General features: G+C 36.7%; 12 protein-coding genes and 1 riboswitch. All 12 genes read left to right on the top strand.

Going from position 1 to position 15,648, the window contains the following annotated elements:
• The first annotated feature begins 95 nt into the window (after window positions 1–95).
• The 12 genes from cysD (at window position 96) to metF (ending at window position 15,384) form a co-directional block, all read left to right on the top strand.
• Complete coding sequence (gene cysD / locus DMB65_RS06025) at window positions 96–995, top strand: sulfate adenylyltransferase subunit CysD (RefSeq protein ID WP_110305756.1); 900 nt, start codon at window positions 96–98, stop codon at window positions 993–995.
• Between the two features lie 141 nt (window positions 996–1,136).
• Window positions 1,137–2,381: a sulfate adenylyltransferase subunit 1 gene (locus DMB65_RS06020; protein WP_110305755.1), complete on the top strand. Its 1,245-nt coding sequence runs from the start codon at window positions 1,137–1,139 to the stop codon at window positions 2,379–2,381.
• 84 nt (window positions 2,382–2,465) lie between these two features.
• Entirely contained in the window at window positions 2,466–4,556 is a 2,091-nt protein-coding gene (locus DMB65_RS06015; RefSeq protein WP_110305754.1) for a HEPN domain-containing protein, read from the top strand.
• Window positions 4,549–5,325 carry a uroporphyrinogen-III C-methyltransferase gene (cobA, locus tag DMB65_RS06010; RefSeq protein WP_110305753.1) on the top strand — a complete coding sequence of 259 codons (777 nt, stop codon included), beginning with the start codon at window positions 4,549–4,551 and terminating at the stop codon, window positions 5,323–5,325. The genes DMB65_RS06015 and cobA overlap by 8 nt, the downstream gene beginning before the upstream one ends.
• A gap of 144 nt (window positions 5,326–5,469) precedes the next feature.
• Complete coding sequence (locus DMB65_RS06005) at window positions 5,470–6,051, top strand: precorrin-2 dehydrogenase/sirohydrochlorin ferrochelatase family protein (RefSeq protein ID WP_110305752.1); 582 nt, start codon at window positions 5,470–5,472, stop codon at window positions 6,049–6,051.
• A gap of 195 nt (window positions 6,052–6,246) precedes the next feature.
• Window positions 6,247–7,299 (top strand): NAD(P)/FAD-dependent oxidoreductase, encoded by a 1,053-nt coding sequence (locus tag DMB65_RS06000; protein ID WP_110305751.1) that lies wholly within the window; start codon window positions 6,247–6,249, stop codon window positions 7,297–7,299.
• 262 nt (window positions 7,300–7,561) lie between these two features.
• On the top strand, window positions 7,562–7,696 hold the full coding sequence (locus tag DMB65_RS22590; RefSeq protein ID WP_262511962.1) for a hypothetical protein: 135 nt from the start codon (window positions 7,562–7,564) through the stop codon (window positions 7,694–7,696).
• Window positions 7,697–7,912: 216 nt separating this feature from the next.
• A riboswitch (SAM riboswitch) is annotated at window positions 7,913–8,021 on the top strand.
• 327 nt (window positions 8,022–8,348) lie between these two features.
• On the top strand, window positions 8,349–9,353 hold the full coding sequence (locus DMB65_RS05990) for a homocysteine S-methyltransferase family protein (protein ID WP_110305749.1): 1,005 nt from the start codon (window positions 8,349–8,351) through the stop codon (window positions 9,351–9,353).
• 54 nt (window positions 9,354–9,407) lie between these two features.
• Window positions 9,408–10,010 carry a hypothetical protein gene (locus DMB65_RS05985; RefSeq protein ID WP_110305748.1) on the top strand — a complete coding sequence of 201 codons (603 nt, stop codon included), beginning with the start codon at window positions 9,408–9,410 and terminating at the stop codon, window positions 10,008–10,010.
• A gap of 339 nt (window positions 10,011–10,349) precedes the next feature.
• Entirely contained in the window at window positions 10,350–11,348 is a 999-nt protein-coding gene (locus tag DMB65_RS05980; protein WP_110305747.1) for a PDDEXK nuclease domain-containing protein, read from the top strand.
• 322 nt (window positions 11,349–11,670) lie between these two features.
• Complete coding sequence (gene metH, locus DMB65_RS05975) at window positions 11,671–14,346, top strand: methionine synthase (RefSeq protein WP_110305746.1); 2,676 nt, start codon at window positions 11,671–11,673, stop codon at window positions 14,344–14,346.
• An 81-nt stretch (window positions 14,347–14,427) separates the two neighbouring features.
• Window positions 14,428–15,384: a methylenetetrahydrofolate reductase [NAD(P)H] gene (metF, locus tag DMB65_RS05970; protein ID WP_110305745.1), complete on the top strand. Its 957-nt coding sequence runs from the start codon at window positions 14,428–14,430 to the stop codon at window positions 15,382–15,384.
• The last annotated feature ends 264 nt before the right edge of the window (window positions 15,385–15,648 follow it).

Below are 15,648 nucleotides of genomic sequence, written 5' to 3'. Positions count from 1 at the left end.
GAGAGAATAGAATAAAAGTGGAAAGTATTAGATTGGGTAAAAAACTTGAAACCTGAAACTTGAAACGACATAAAATATCAAATAAAATATCAAAAATGAGTTCAGTATTAAAAACAAATGCTTTAGAAAGTGAAGCGATATACATCTTTAGAGAAGTTGTTTCTCAGTTTGACAAACCGGTTTTACTTTTTTCAGGCGGGAAAGATTCCATAACATTAGTACGTCTGGCACAAAAAGCATTTTTTCCGGCAAAAATTCCGTTTCCTCTTTTGCATGTTGATACGGGACATAATTTTCCTGAAACAATTGCTTTCAGAGATAAATTAGTAGAAGAATTAGGATTAGAATTGATCGTTCGTAACGTACAGGATGCAATTGATCAGGGAAAAGTAGTTGAAGAGACTGGTAAATATTCAAGCAGAAATAGCTTACAGACTACGACACTTTTAGATGCAATCGAAGAATTCAAGTTTGATGCCTGTATTGGCGGTGCACGTCGTGATGAAGAAAAAGCAAGAGCTAAAGAACGTATTTTCTCCGTTCGTGATGATTTCGGTCAATGGGATGAGAAAAACCAGCGTCCGGAGTTATTTGATATTTTAAATGGAAAAATAGAAAATGGGCAAAATGTTCGTGTTTTCCCAATTTCAAACTGGACAGAATTAGACGTTTGGAGTTATATAGAAAAAGAGCATATCGAAATTCCGTCAATTTATTTTTCACACAAAAGAAAAGTCTTTTTAAGAGACGGCTTAATCTGGTCACATTCTCCTTTTGTTTATCAGGAAGAAGACGAGCAAATCGAAGAAAGAATCGTTCGTTTCAGAACCGTTGGAGATATGAGCTGTACAGCAGCTGTTGAATCTTATGCAGCAACTATTGCAGAAGTAGTTGGTGAAATCAGAGAATCAACTATTTCAGAAAGAGGCGCCAGAATTGATGATAAACGTTCTGAAGCTGCAATGGAGAAAAGAAAACAACAAGGATACTTTTAATAATTATGAGTTATGAATTGTGAATTATGAATGCAATTCTAGACGAAATTTTAAAAGTGAAAATCAAGAAAACAAAAACATACAGATTATTAGTTTCAACAGAAAACCTGAAACTTTAAACCTGAAACAAAATATTACAGAATGGACGTTTTAAAAATAGCAACAGCAGGAAGTGTAGATGACGGGAAAAGTACTTTGATCGGAAGATTATTATACGATACAAAATCATTGACTACAGATAAAATTGAAGCAATAGAAAAAAGCAGTAAACAAAAAGGATATGATTATCTTGATTTCTCATTGGCAACTGACGGATTAGTGGCAGAAAGAGAGCAGGGAATCACAATAGACGTAGCTCATATTTATTTTTCTACTGCAAAGAAAAGTTACATTATTGCTGATACTCCGGGTCACGTAGAATATACCAGAAACATGGTTACAGGAGCTTCGACTTCTCAGGTTTCTATTATTTTGATTGATGCCAGAAAAGGGGTTATTGAGCAAACATACCGCCACTTTTTTATCAATAATTTATTGAGAGTAAAAGAGGTAATCGTTGCCATCAATAAAATGGATTTAGTTGATTATTCAGAAGAAGTTTTCAATAAAATCAAAGCCGATTTTCAGGCATTAAATGCAAAAAGTACTTTCAAAGAGCAAAACGTAAGTTATATTCCGCTAAGTGCTTTAACAGGAGATAATGTAGTGGATAAATTAGACGGAATGCCTTGGTATCAGGGACAAACTATTTTAGAGTATTTGGAAGGATTGCATTCTTCAGATGTTTTTGAAAGCGGAAAAGCACGTTTTCCGGTACAGACTGTTATTCGTCCTAAAACAGAAGAATACCACGATTTTAGAGGATATGCCGGAAAATTATACGGAAACTCTATTAAAGTAGGTGATGCCGTTACAGTTCTTCCATCATTAACAGAATCAAAGGTTACAAATATTCACTTTTTTGATAAACAATTTGATGAAGCTGTTGCAGGTTCTTCAATTACAATCGAATTAGAAAATGATATCAATGTAACAAGAGGAGATATGATTGTAAAATCATCTGAACTTCCAAAAATTGAAAAAGACATTGTGACTACTGTATGCTGGATGGACAGCAAAAAATTAGTTCCAGGAGCTAAATATTTTGTACAGCACAACACGAACAGGGTTTTAGCTAAAATTGAGAGCGTTACCAATACAATTGCAACTGATTATTCAGGAACTACTCCGGCTTCACAGTTAGCAATTAATGAAATTGGAGAAGTAAGTATCAAATTAAGCAAAGCATTGTATTTTGATTCTTATAATGAAAATAAATCAAACGGAGCTTTTATCTTAATTGATGCCGTAACCAATACAACAGCAGGAGTAGGATTCATTAGATAGTTTCACTGCTGTAAGCTTTAAGCAAAAAACACAAAGTTAAAAAAGCCTAAAGCGTACAGCTTAAAGCCTAAAGCCAAAAATAAAATGGAAAGTTTTAGAACAGAAATAGAAAACCCGATAGTTCAGAAAGAGATTATCGATTTAGAAAAAAAGATTCACTTATTCCGTGGAGGAAAAATTGATGATGAGCGTTTTCGTAGTCTTCGTTTAGCGCGTGGAATCTACGGGCAGCGTCAGGAAGGTGTACAGATGATTCGGATCAAATTGCCTTATGGTAAAGTTACCAGCGAGCAATTAAAAAGAATTACAGAAGTGTCAGATAAATATTCTACAGGACGTTTGCACATTACAACACGTCAGGATATTCAGATCCACTATGTAAGCCTGGACAGAACGCCGGAACTTTGGTCAGAACTGGCAAAAGACGATATTACGTTGCGTGAAGCTTGTGGAAACACCGTTCGTAATATTACAGGAAGTGAACTTGCAGGAGTAGATGTAAACGAACCGTTTGACGTTTCGCCTTATGCACACGGAATGTTCCAGTACTTATTAAGAAACCCAATCTGTCAGGAAATGGGACGTAAATTCAAAATTTCGTTCTCTTCTTCAGATGAAGATACGGCTTTGAGTTATTTGCATGATTTAGGATTTATTCCAAAAATTGTAAATGGCGAAAAAGGTTTTAAAGTTGTTTTTGGTGGAGGTTTAGGATCTCAGCCAGCTCATGCCGAATTGCTTTCAGAATTTATTCCGGCAAACCAAATCATTCCTACGGCTGAAGGAATCATCCGTATTTTTGACAGATATGGTGAGCGTGCCAAAAGAATGAAAGCACGTATGAAATTCTTAATCAAAGAAATCGGAAAAGATGTTTTCTTAGATTTAGTTGAAAAAGAGAAAAAAGCAATCGCTTTCGAAACTTATGAAATTGATACCACTGCTTTTGATGGACCAATTCCCGAGCCACTATTAGCAGTTCCACAAGTTACAATTGATGACACAGCAGCTTATGAAGCATGGAAAGCATCAAATGTAATTGCTCAGAAACAAGCAGGTTATTATGCTATCGGAATCAAAGTTTTATTAGGAGATTTTTATACGGATAAAGCCAGATTATTAGCCGATTTAATTAAGAATTACGGAGCAAATGAACTGCGTTTTTCATTGCGTCAGAATATTGTGATCCGTCATATAAAAGAAGAAAATTTACCTTTCTTTTATCAGGAATTAGCCAAATTAGATATGGTAGCTTTAGGTTACAATACAATTGGCGATATTACAGCTTGTCCGGGTACAGATACGTGTAACTTAGGAATTGCGAGCAGTACCGGAATTGCAGATGAATTAGAAAAAGTAATCAAAGCAGAATACCCGCAATACAGCAACAATAAAGAAATTGAAATTAAAATCAGTGGTTGTATGAATGCCTGCGGACAGCACAATATGTCGGCAATTGGTTTTCAGGGAATGTCAATCAATTCAGGGAAATTAGTCGCTCCGGCATTACAGGTTTTATTAGGAGGAGGACGTTTAGGAAACGGAGAAGGACGTTTTGCTGATAAAGTAATCAAAATCCCAAGCCGTAGAGGACCAGATGCGTTGCGTACTATATTAAATGATTTTGACACTAACGGAAACGGACAAAAATTCCTTAATTATTATGATGCTAAAGGAGAAAAATATTTCTACGAAATCTTAAAGCCTTTTGCAGATGTAACCAATTTAACAGAAGCTGATTTTATTGACTGGGGTAATGCAGATAATTATGTGAAAGCTGTAGGAGTGGGAGAATGTGCCGGCGTTGTAATTGATTTGGTGGCTACTTTATTATTAGAGGCAAAAGATAAACTGACCTTTGCGCAGGAATCTTTCGACGAAGGAAAATGGGCAGATGCAATCTACCACGCTTATGCAGGATTTGTAAACGGTGCAAAAGCACTGTTATTATCTGAAAACGAAAAAACAAATAACCACGCAGGAATTGTAGATTTGTTTGATAAAGTTTTTATTGAAAGTTCAAAAATTCGATTGTCGACGACGTTCAACGAATTAGTATATCAAATCAATAAAAATGAGCCAACTGAAGCATTTGCGAAACAATACATTCAGGAAGGAATTGCATTTTTTGCGATCATAGAAAAATACAGAGCACAAGAATTAGAAAATGCATAATACAGTAAAACCCAAAGTCACTTTAGTAGGTGCAGGTCCCGGAGATCCGGACTTGCTTACGCTGAAAGCCGTAAAAGCACTTGCTGAAGCGAATGTGGTTTTGTATGATGCGCTGGCTAATGATGCCATATTAGAGTACGCACCCAAAAATGCAATCCGTATTTTTGTTGGAAAACGAAAAGGGAATCACAGTTATACACAGGATCAAATCAATCAGCTGATTGTTGATAATGCTTTAACATATGGAAACGCAGTAAGATTAAAAGGTGGAGATCCTTTTATTTTCGGACGTGGAAGTGAAGAAATTGAATTTGCAGAAAGCTTCGGAATCGAAACCTTTGTAATTCCCGGAATTTCATCAGTAGTAGCAGTTCCCGCAAGTCAGGGAATTTCCATTACAAAAAGAAGAGTTTCAGAAAGTTTTTGGGCCATAACCGGTACAACATCAAGCAGAGAATTATCGGCAGATGTAGCTTTGGCAGCACAGTCATCGGCAACGGTCGTAATTGTGATGGGAATGCATAAACTGCCAGAAATTATTGAACTGTTTCAAAAAGAAAACAAAGGCGATTTACCCGTTGCAATTATTCAAAACGGTACAACAACCGAAGAAAAAACAGGAGTTGGAACAGTGGATTCGATTTTAGAAATCGTAAAAGACCAAAAATTAAGTTCACCGGCGATTATTGTTCTTGGAGAAGTAGTTCGCGAAAGCACTAAATTAAAAGGATTTTATGAAGAGTTTCTCTCAAAAGAAATCGAGAGATGAAAAGTTCCGCAGGAACGACCGATTTTGTAGCGTTGGGTTTCAACCCAATGGACGCATGACAATAACGTATAGCATATAAAATCATATTTTTAATCTGATCGAAATAAAAATCATCTAATTTTGGCTGGATGTAAATAAATTAAAATGGAACAAAACGAATTATATCCGGTATTCTTAAAGCTTCACAATCTAAGTGTGCTGATTGTTGGTGGAGGAAATGTAGGACTTGAAAAGCTTTCTTTTTTATTGAAATCAAGCCCAAATGCGAATGTAGAGGTCGTTTCAAAAGATTTTCATTTGGAAATAAAGCTTCTGGCAGAAAAGCATCCTTCAATTAAACTAACAAAATCGAAGTTTAAAAAGAAAATGCTCAAAAAGCGACACATGGTTATTGCGTGTACTGATGATTTAAAAGTAAATAAAAGAGTATACGATTTGTCCAGAAATCGGTATCTGATTTGCAATATTGCCGATACACCAGATTTATGTGATTATTATCTGGGCGGAATCGTAACAAAAGGAAATGTCAAAATTGCGATTTCAACGAACGGAAAATCACCAACAACAGCCAAAAGACTAAGAGAGTTTTTTGAAGAAGTGATTCCGGAGGACATCAACAAAATGGTTGAAAACCTCAACGAATACAGAAAAACGCTGAAAGGCGATTTTGAAGATAAAGTGAAGAAGATGAATGAAATAACAGCATCTTTGAAAAATAAAGAATAACAAAAAAAGTTCCGGAGGAACGACCGATTTTGTAGTGTCGGCTTGTAACCCGATGAGACCAAAGAAACGAAATTACCGTTTCGTTAAAAAATAAAGAGTAAAAGTTTCGCAAAGAATGAATGATAAAAGTCATTGAAATTAGAATAAATTATTCGTTTCTTTGTATTATTAAGAATGATTATAAACAACACCATAATGATTAAAACAGATATACTTATAATTGGAGCAGGACCAACAGGTTTATTTGCCGTTTTCGAGGCAGGATTATTAAAATTAAAATGCCATATTTTAGATGCTTTGCCACAACCGGGCGGACAACTTTCTGAATTGTACCCTAAAAAGCCAATTTATGACATTCCTGGTTTTCCGGAAGTGTTAGCGGGAGATTTAGTAGACGGATTAATGGAACAGATTAAACAATTTGAACCTGGTTTTACTTTAGGTGAGCGTGCAGAAACGATCGAAAAACAAGAAGACGGAAGTTTTATCGTAACCTCAAATAAAGGAAAGAAATTTCACGCACCGGTTATCGCAATTGCCGGAGGTTTGGGAAGTTTCGAACCCAGAAAACCTCTTATTGAAGATATCGAGTTTTATGAAGATAAAGGTGTAAAATACTTCATCAAAAATCCGGAGAAATTCAGGGATAAAAGAGTTGTTATTGCCGGAGGTGGAGATTCAGCATTAGACTGGAGTATCTTTTTGGCAAATGTAGCTTCAGAAGTAACTTTAATTCACCGTAGAAATGAATTCAGAGGAGCTTTGGATTCTGTTGAAAAAGTACAGGAATTAAAATCTGCTGGAAAAATCAAATTAATTACACCGGCTGAGGTAATCGGAATTCACGGTGCTGAGCATGTAGAAGCTTTGGACATCGAAGAGAACGGAGCACACCGCAAAATCGAAACCGATTATTTTATTCCGCTTTTCGGCTTAACGCCAAAATTAGGTCCAATCGCAGACTGGGGATTAGAAATCGAGAAAAATGCCATTAAAGTAAACAACGCATTAGATTACCAAACCAATATTCCGGGAATCTTCGCAATTGGTGACGTTAATACCTACCCTGGAAAATTAAAACTGATTCTTTGCGGTTTTCACGAAGCGACTTTAATGTGTCAGGCAGCGTACCAAATCATCAATCCAGGTAAAAAATACGTATTAAAATACACCACAGTTTCTGGTGTAGACGGTTTTGACGGAACCCGAAAAGAAGCTCCAAAAGCAGTTGTTAAAGCGATTGTTTAAAGATAAGTTCTAAGTCGCTAGATAGTAAACGACTAACATTTTCAAATTATAAAGCCCAAATTTTTAAAAGTTTGGGCTTTTTACTTTAATTGTAGTTTGCAGAAGTTTCACAACTATGAACCTTCAATACTTTAAGCTTTTTTATTAATGTTAACTTAATCTTGGTCCCTTAGAAGCTTAGTAGCTTTGTAGCATAAAATAAATTTTGAAAAATCAGGATAAAATACTAACTTTAAGTATCTATTTAAATAAATTATCTATTATGAACAATTGGAATGAAGAATTAGCACCCGAAGAACAGGCAAAAATTGACAGTGAAATGAAAATGACAGATAATGAATTAACAGATCATCAGGAAGTCATGGATACATTTCTAAAATGGGACAGAAGTTTTTAACCAAGCCCATTCTTTATTTTCAAAAAACACCCCGTCTTTTTCGGTATAAAAAGCTAAATTCTTAAAAAGAAGCTCAAACTCTCACAATAGTTTGAGCTTTTTTATTTCAGAAATTTTAAGCTTAGAAACACGGAACGTAAGTAGCTTAGAAACTTAAAAAAAACTTGCAATTGTTACACTTATGTCTTTACTTTGCACTGTTCCTAATTTTACTGAAAGTTATCACGAAAGGCGGAGGGAAAGACCCAATGAAACCTTAGCAACCCTTTACCATAAAGAAGGTGCTACATTCTACTTAATGTCATGATATTAAGATAGATAACGCAAAATACATCACGTATTTCCCAACACTTTTCCTGACAACATTACAACATAATTTTACTGAATCAATTTCAGCAAAAGGAGCGAATTATTAGTGCATTTTTGCAGGCAATAGTTCCCGCTGTACACCATATCTTTTATTCTGAACCCCAGAATAAAAGGATATTTGCTCCCATCGGGGCTAAACAGCCAGCATTAGTGAACTTTTGGAAACGTATCCTAACAGGTTATTAAAACTTCTTAGGTATAAGTTTCATACATAAAATATAAATTAAATAAAAATAGAGATCTAACAGGTTTTTACAACTTTTTAGAACATCAAATAAAAGATATGTCAATAACAATTCAGGAAGCAATAAAAGAAAGAATCCTAATCCTTGACGGGGCAATGGGAACCATGTTACAACGCTACAACTTCTCCGAAGAAGATTTTCGTGGCGAGCGTTTCAAAGATTTTCCGCATCCCTTAAAAGGAAATAATGATTTATTATCCCTCACGCAGCCACAGGCAATTCGTGCTGTTCACGCAGCCTATTACGAAGCCGGAGCAGACATTGTAGAAACCAACACCTTCTCCGGAACGACAATTGGTATGGCCGATTATTTCATGGAAGATCTGGTTTACGAACTCAACTACGAATCGGCTAAAATTGCCCGTGAAGTAGCAGACGAATTTACAGCCAAAAACCCCGAAAAACCACGTTTTGTAGCCGGTTCCATCGGACCAACAAACCGTACGGCAAGCATGTCACCGGACGTAAACGATCCGGGCTACAGAGCCGTAACGTTTGACGATTTACGAATTGCCTACAAACAACAAGTTGAGGCTTTATTAGACGGAGGCTGCGACTTACTTTTGGTAGAAACGATTTTTGATACGTTAAACGCAAAAGCAGCACTTTTTGCAATCGAAGAAGTAAAAGACGAACGTAACATCGATATTCCAATCATGGTTTCAGGAACCATTACCGATGCTTCAGGAAGAACACTTTCCGGACAGACTGTTGAAGCGTTTTTGATTTCAGTTTCGCATATTCCGTTATTGAGTGTAGGTTTCAATTGCGCATTAGGAGCCGATTTGCTGAAACCGTATTTAAAAACGTTATCCCAGCATACACAGTTCAACGTTTCGGCACATCCAAATGCAGGATTGCCAAACGCTTTCGGACAATATGATGAAACACCAGAACAGACACAAGCATTCATTAAAGAATATTTAGAGGATAATTTAATTAACATCATCGGTGGCTGTTGCGGAACCACTCCGGATCATATTCGATTAATGGCTGAGGTTGCGAAAGATTATAAGCCGAGAGTGGCGCCTGTTTTAGAATAACGTCTCCTGCAAGGTTTTTAAAACCTTGTAGGTATGTAATTTAGAGATAAATTAATGAGAATAATATTCATAATAATTGGCATAGCTGTTTCAGTATTATTGTTGCTTGCAATTTATAGGTATATAGTTGTTAATATTCAAAACAGAAAATTAAATAAAGTAAGACTTGGAAGAATTGAGCCAATTTATCAAAAATTAAGGAATGGATTAGAAGTAAGAGAAGATGAAGTTTTAAGTTTTGCATCTGATTTATTGACAAGAAAAATTACATTTCAGTTATTGAAAGAGTATAAAAAATTAGAATTGTTCCCTAATATTTTTAATACAATTGAAAAAGGAGCGGAAACAGATTTAGCAAATTGGCTTGAATTTCCTACAGAACTTGATGCTTGTCCAGATGAGTTAGAGTTGGAAGAAAAAGTGACAATAGATTTTGATGGTAATAAAGTATGCTATTGTGTGTTTAAATTTAGAACATACGAACCTCATTGGGCGGCCAAAGACGGTTGGATGTTAGGTGTAGTAGGGCCTTATTTTGATGATAGTAAACCGTATGATTTTGTTTCTGTGTTTAGCAGATTTACGAGTAAGCAAGCAGAAATATCAGCAAAAGAAGAAGCGAAATGGTTCCATGAAAATATTGCAATGGTAAGATAGTATTTTTTGAGAGTCTGATCGAAGCCCCTGCTAGCGAGATCTTCCAGCTCGTACCCGCAAAGGATTTAAAAATTTATAAGTTGGAATTGTGCACGAGCGTAACGCTCATGACTACAAATGAAAAATACAATTAAAAACCTCGGAAAAACATAAATTTATTATGAAACCGAGTCTGCGTGAGGGATAGAAGTGAAAAGCCCACAGACCGATGTAGTGATAACGGAATTGGTTGAGAACTTGTAACGGATAGCCCGGGCCCTTGGGACACGCCCAAAATATTAAAAAAAGAGCTTTGTAAAGAGCAAATAATATAAAATAAGTTGAGACAATAAAATAGTTATGAACCCAGAAAGGCAATCATATAGTATTCTTATCGATACAATTGGGAGTTTGTTGCAACAAGGCAGGCAACAAGCAGCACAATCGGTAAATACTATTTTGGTGCAAACGTATTGGTACATTGGGCAACATATTGTTGAGTTTGAACAAAAAGGAAGTGAAAAGGCGGAGTATGGGAGTCAATTATTTGAAAGGCTTTCAAAGGATTTGGTACAAGCTCATGGAAAAGGGTTCAGTCGATCTAATCTTTTATACATGCGTAAGTTTTATCTATCCTTTCCAATAAGTGAGACACTGTCTCACTTATTGACCTGGAGTCATTATTTTGAAATTTTAAAAGCTGATTCGGAGTTAGAAATTAGTTTTTATACCAAACAATGTCAGCATGAAAGATGGAGTGTTCGGGAGCTAAAACGTCAAATGAAAAGTTCTTTGTTTGAAAGATTAGCTTTGAGCAAAGACAAAGAAGGTGTTTTAAAATTAGCGAAAGAAGGACATATTGTAGAAAATGCCGAGGATTTGATTAAAGATCCTTTTGTATTGGATTTTTTGAATATTCCGGAGCAATATCACTATTTGGAAAATGAATTGGAGGAGAAAATTATTTCCAATTTACAACAGTTCATTATGGAGATGGGAAAAGGGTTTGCTTTTATAGGAAGACAATACCGAATGAATATTGGGGGAAAACATTTTTATCTGGATTTGCTTTTTTATCATAGGATACTAAAATGTTTTGTTTTGGTTGATTTGAAAAGAGGCGAAATAGATCATCAGGATATTGGTCAGATGAATTTGTATTTGAATTATTTTAAAAAAGAGGAAGCAACAGAAGGAGACAATGAACCAATTGGAATTGTTTTAGGCGCTCACAAAAACCATATTTTGGTTGAATACGCAACAGATAGTATTACAAACAAAGTTTTGTTGAGTAAATACCAATTGTATCTGCCGGATAAAAAAACGCTTCAAAATCAACTGGATAAATTGTTAGAATAAGAAAAATTAAAACCTCGGAAAAACATAAACATTATTATGAAACTGAGTTTGCGTGAGGGATAGAAGAGAAAAGCCCACAGACCGATGCAGTGATAACGGAATTGGTCGAGGACTTGTAACGGATAGCCCGGCCCTTGGGACACGCCCAAAATAAGATTAGAAAATAAATAAACCTAAAAGATTTTGTAAATCTTGTAGGATTTGAAATATTAGAATGAGATTGCTTTGTTCCTCTCAAAGACAAGCAAGACGTTGAATAATAGTTCCAGAGGAACGAGAAATAGTAGCAACGGAATTTATTCCGTTGAAAATTAAAAAGAAAATGGCAGAAAAAAGAAGAGACCTTGTATTGGCAGGATTAGAACCGTTGATTATTACGCCCGAAAGTGTTTTTGTAAACATTGGAGAGCGTACAAACGTAACGGGTTCAAGAAAATTCCTGCGCTTGATCAAGGAAGAGAAGTACGATGAAGCACTTGATATTGCAAGGCAGCAGGTAGAAGGAGGCGCACAGATTATCGACATCAATATGGACGAGGGAATGTTGGACGGTGTAAATGCCATGACCAAATTCCTGAATTTAATTGCGGCAGAACCGGATATTTCGAGAGTGCCTATTATGATCGACAGCTCGAAATGGGAAATCATAGAGGCTGGTCTGAAGGTTGTGCAGGGAAAAAGTGTGGTCAACTCGATTTCGTTAAAAGAAGGAGAAGAAGCTTTTATTCATCACGCAAAACTGATTAAGCGATACGGTGCTGCAGCGATTGTCATGGCTTTTGATGAAGTAGGTCAGGCAGATAATTACGACCGTAGAGTTGAGATCTGCCAGCGTTCGTATGATATTCTGGTCAATAAAGTTGGATTTCCGCCTCAGGATATTATTTTCGATTTGAATATTTTCCCGGTTGCAACCGGAATGGAAGAACACCGTTTAAATGCAATTGACTTTTTTAGAGGTACAAAATGGGTTCGGGAGAATCTGCCACACGCACATATAAGTGGTGGCGTGAGTAACGTATCGTTTTCGTTTAGAGGAAACGATCACGTTCGCGAGGCCATGCACTCGGTTTTTTTGTATCACGCAATCAAAAACGGAATGACGATGGGAATCGTAAATCCAGAGATGTTAACGATTTACGATGATATTGAAAAAGATTTATTAGAACATGTTGAAGATGTAATTCTGGACAGACGCGACGATGCAACAGAGCGACTTCTGGATTTTGCAGAAAATGTAAAGGGAGAAGTAAAAAGCGACGAAAAAACCATTCAGGAATGGCGTTTAGGATCGGTTCAGGATCGTATTACACATTCTTTGGTAAAGGGAATCGATGCTTTTATCGAAGAAGATGTAGAAGAAGCCCGTTTAGCAGCCACAAAACCAATCGAGGTTATTGAAATCAATTTGATGACGGGAATGAATGTGGTTGGAGATTTATTCGGAAGCGGAAAAATGTTCCTGCCTCAGGTAGTAAAATCGGCTCGTGTTATGAAAAAAGCGGTGGCGTATTTATTGCCGTTTATCGAAGCCAGTAAACAAGCCGGAGATAAATCCGGAAACGGAAAAATCCTGATGGCAACTGTAAAAGGTGACGTTCACGATATTGGTAAAAACATTGTTTCGGTGGTTTTGGCCTGTAACAATTATGAGATCGTAGATTTGGGTGTTATGGTGCCTCCTGAAAAAATTATCGCAGCGGCAATCGAGCATAATGTCGACATTATCGGATTAAGCGGACTGATTACGCCTTCACTTGACGAAATGGTGTATCTGGCCAAAGAATTAGACAAACAAAACATAAAAATCCCGATTATGATTGGTGGTGCAACGACTTCGCGTGCGCATACGGCCGTGAAAATCGCTCCACAATACAGAGAAACAGTTATTCACGTAAACGATGCTTCGAGAGCGGTGACGGTTGCCGGAAACCTGTTGGACCATAACCGAAAAATATATGCTGCGGATATCCGTGCAGAATACGATTCTTTTAGAGAAACATTTTTGAATCGTTCGAGAGATAAAAACTTCCTGACGATAGAAGATGCCCGTAAAAACAAATTACAATTAGACTGGGACGAATATGCTCCGGTAAAACCAAAAGTTATCGGATCTCAGATTGTTGAAGTTGAACTGGATGTTCTGGTTCCCTATATTGACTGGACACCCTTTTTTCAAACTTGGGAATTGTATGGAAAATATCCGGCGATTTTAACGGATGAGGTTGTAGGTGAACAGGCCACTGCTGTTTTTGCAGATGCTCAGGCAATGTTAAAAGTGATTCTGGAAGAGAAAAAACTAAGAGCAAAAGGTATTTACGGAATTTTTCCTTGTAACCAGGTGGATGATGACGATATCGAATTAAGAGATGAAAACGGAAAATTTTTAGAAAAATTTCTGACGCTGAGAATGCAATCACAAAAAACCAAAGGTGCTCCAAACATTGCTTTGGCAGATTTTATTGCTCCAAAAGAAAGCGGAAAAACAGATTATATGGGCGCATTTTGTGTCACAACCGGTTTTGGTGTTGATGAATGGGCAGCCGAATATGAGAAAAACCTTGACGATTATAATTCGATTATGGTAAAAGCATTGGCTGATCGTTTTGCTGAGGCTTTCGCCGAATATCTTCACGAAAAAGTGCGTAAAGATTTCTGGGGCTATGATCGAGAAGAGTCTTTAACAAACGAAGAACTGATTAAAGAAAATTATAAAGGAATCCGTCCGGCACCAGGATATCCGGCTTGTCCGGATCACTTAGAGAAACCAACGATTTGGAAACTTCTGGATGTTGAAAAACAGATTGGAGTAACGCTGACAGAAAGTATGGCAATGTGGCCGGCTTCATCAGTTTCCGGGTATTATTTCGGAAACCCGAAAAGCAAATATTTCGGACTCGGTAAAATAAAAGAAGATCAGGTTACCGATTACGCCAAACGACGCAATGTTCCAACCGATTACGCCATGAAATGGTTAAATCCTAATATAGCAGACTAAAATATAGTCATAAAGTCAAAAGTCATAAAGTCTCAAAGGACATGACTTTTGACTTTCGACATTCAAACTTTAAGACTTACAATGAAAGTAACAGAACATATAGAAAACGCCAAAGGAAAAACATTATTCTCATTTGAAATTATTCCGCCTCAAAAAGGGAAAAGTATTCAGGAATTATACGACAATATCGATCCGTTGATGGAGTTTAAACCTCCGTTTATTGATGTAACTACTTCTCGCGAAGAATATATTTATATCGATCGGGGCAACGGACTTTTAGATAAAAAACTCACCCGTATGCGTCCGGGAACACTAGGGATCTGTGCTTCTATAAAGCATAAATACAATGTAGATACCGTTCCGCATTTGCTTTGTGGCGGTTTTACACAGGAAGAAACCGAATACATGCTGGTGGATTGCCATTATCTGGGAATCAATAATGTAATGGCGCTTCGTGGTGATGCCATGAAACATGAGCAGTCTTTTGTTCCTAAAGACGGAGGTAATCATTATGCTGTGGATCTGGTTAGACAAATCAATGATCTAAATTGCGGTAAATATCTTCACGAGGTGATGGATATCGACAACAGAGCTGATTTTTGCATTGGCGTTGCCGGATATCCGGAGAAACATTTAGAGTCACCTTCTTTACAGTCTGATTTAAGAAGACTAAAAGAAAAAGTAGATGCCGGAGCAGATTATGTGGTGACACAAATGTTTTTCGACAATGCTAAATATTTTACTTTCGTAGAAAAAGCAAGAGAAATGGGAATTATGGTGCCAATTATTCCGGGAATCAAGCCAATTGCAGTCCAAAAACACATGCAGATCCTGCCACAGATTTTCCGTATCGATCTACCTGAAGATTTAATTGATGCAGTAGATAAATGCAAAAATAACGCTGAAATCAAACAAGTCGGAATCGAATGGGCAATTCAGCAGTCATTAGAATTAAAAGCAGCCGGAGTTCCGTTTCTGCATTATTATTCAATGGGTAAATCTGAGAATATCCGCCAAATCGCGAGTCAGGTTTTTTAATATCATAATTTAATAGCGCAATATTGTCATTCTGAAGAAGAAAGAATTTTTATCAGTAGCTCCAACAAATATCAATCTTTGTTGGTTTAGCAACGCAAATTCCTCGTTTCTCAGAATGGCAAATACAGCGATTAGTTTATTTGCTTTCAGAAGCTATTTCCAGCTGTTTACTATATCTTTTATGGCGAACCCCGCCACAAAAGGATGCCGCTTCCATCTGGGCTAGGGCATTAGGAGTTTTAATTTCAATTTGTACTAAATTTG

The organism is Flavobacterium cheongpyeongense (genome assembly GCF_003202435.1).
Lineage (GTDB): Bacteria > Bacteroidota > Bacteroidia > Flavobacteriales > Flavobacteriaceae > Flavobacterium > Flavobacterium cheongpyeongense.
Note: the sequence above shows the minus strand (reverse complement) of the source record. Positions and strands in the feature narration are given on the sequence as shown.

Coding starts and splice junctions, on each gene's coding strand:
- cysD (WP_110305756.1), top strand. CDS start 96: ATGAGTTCAGTATTAAAAACAAATGCTTTAGAAAGTGAAGCGATATAC.
- DMB65_RS05990 (WP_110305749.1), top strand. CDS start 8,349: ATGTCAATAACAATTCAGGAAGCAATAAAAGAAAGAATCCTAATCCTT.
- DMB65_RS06015 (WP_110305754.1), top strand. CDS start 2,466: ATGGAAAGTTTTAGAACAGAAATAGAAAACCCGATAGTTCAGAAAGAG.
- DMB65_RS05985 (WP_110305748.1), top strand. CDS start 9,408: ATGAGAATAATATTCATAATAATTGGCATAGCTGTTTCAGTATTATTG.
- metH (WP_110305746.1), top strand. CDS start 11,671: ATGGCAGAAAAAAGAAGAGACCTTGTATTGGCAGGATTAGAACCGTTG.
- DMB65_RS06005 (WP_110305752.1), top strand. CDS start 5,470: ATGGAACAAAACGAATTATATCCGGTATTCTTAAAGCTTCACAATCTA.
- DMB65_RS06000 (WP_110305751.1), top strand. CDS start 6,247: ATGATTAAAACAGATATACTTATAATTGGAGCAGGACCAACAGGTTTA.
- metF (WP_110305745.1), top strand. CDS start 14,428: ATGAAAGTAACAGAACATATAGAAAACGCCAAAGGAAAAACATTATTC.
- DMB65_RS22590 (WP_262511962.1), top strand. CDS start 7,562: ATGAACAATTGGAATGAAGAATTAGCACCCGAAGAACAGGCAAAAATT.
- DMB65_RS06020 (WP_110305755.1), top strand. CDS start 1,137: ATGGACGTTTTAAAAATAGCAACAGCAGGAAGTGTAGATGACGGGAAA.
- cobA (WP_110305753.1), top strand. CDS start 4,549: ATGCATAATACAGTAAAACCCAAAGTCACTTTAGTAGGTGCAGGTCCC.
- DMB65_RS05980 (WP_110305747.1), top strand. CDS start 10,350: ATGAACCCAGAAAGGCAATCATATAGTATTCTTATCGATACAATTGGG.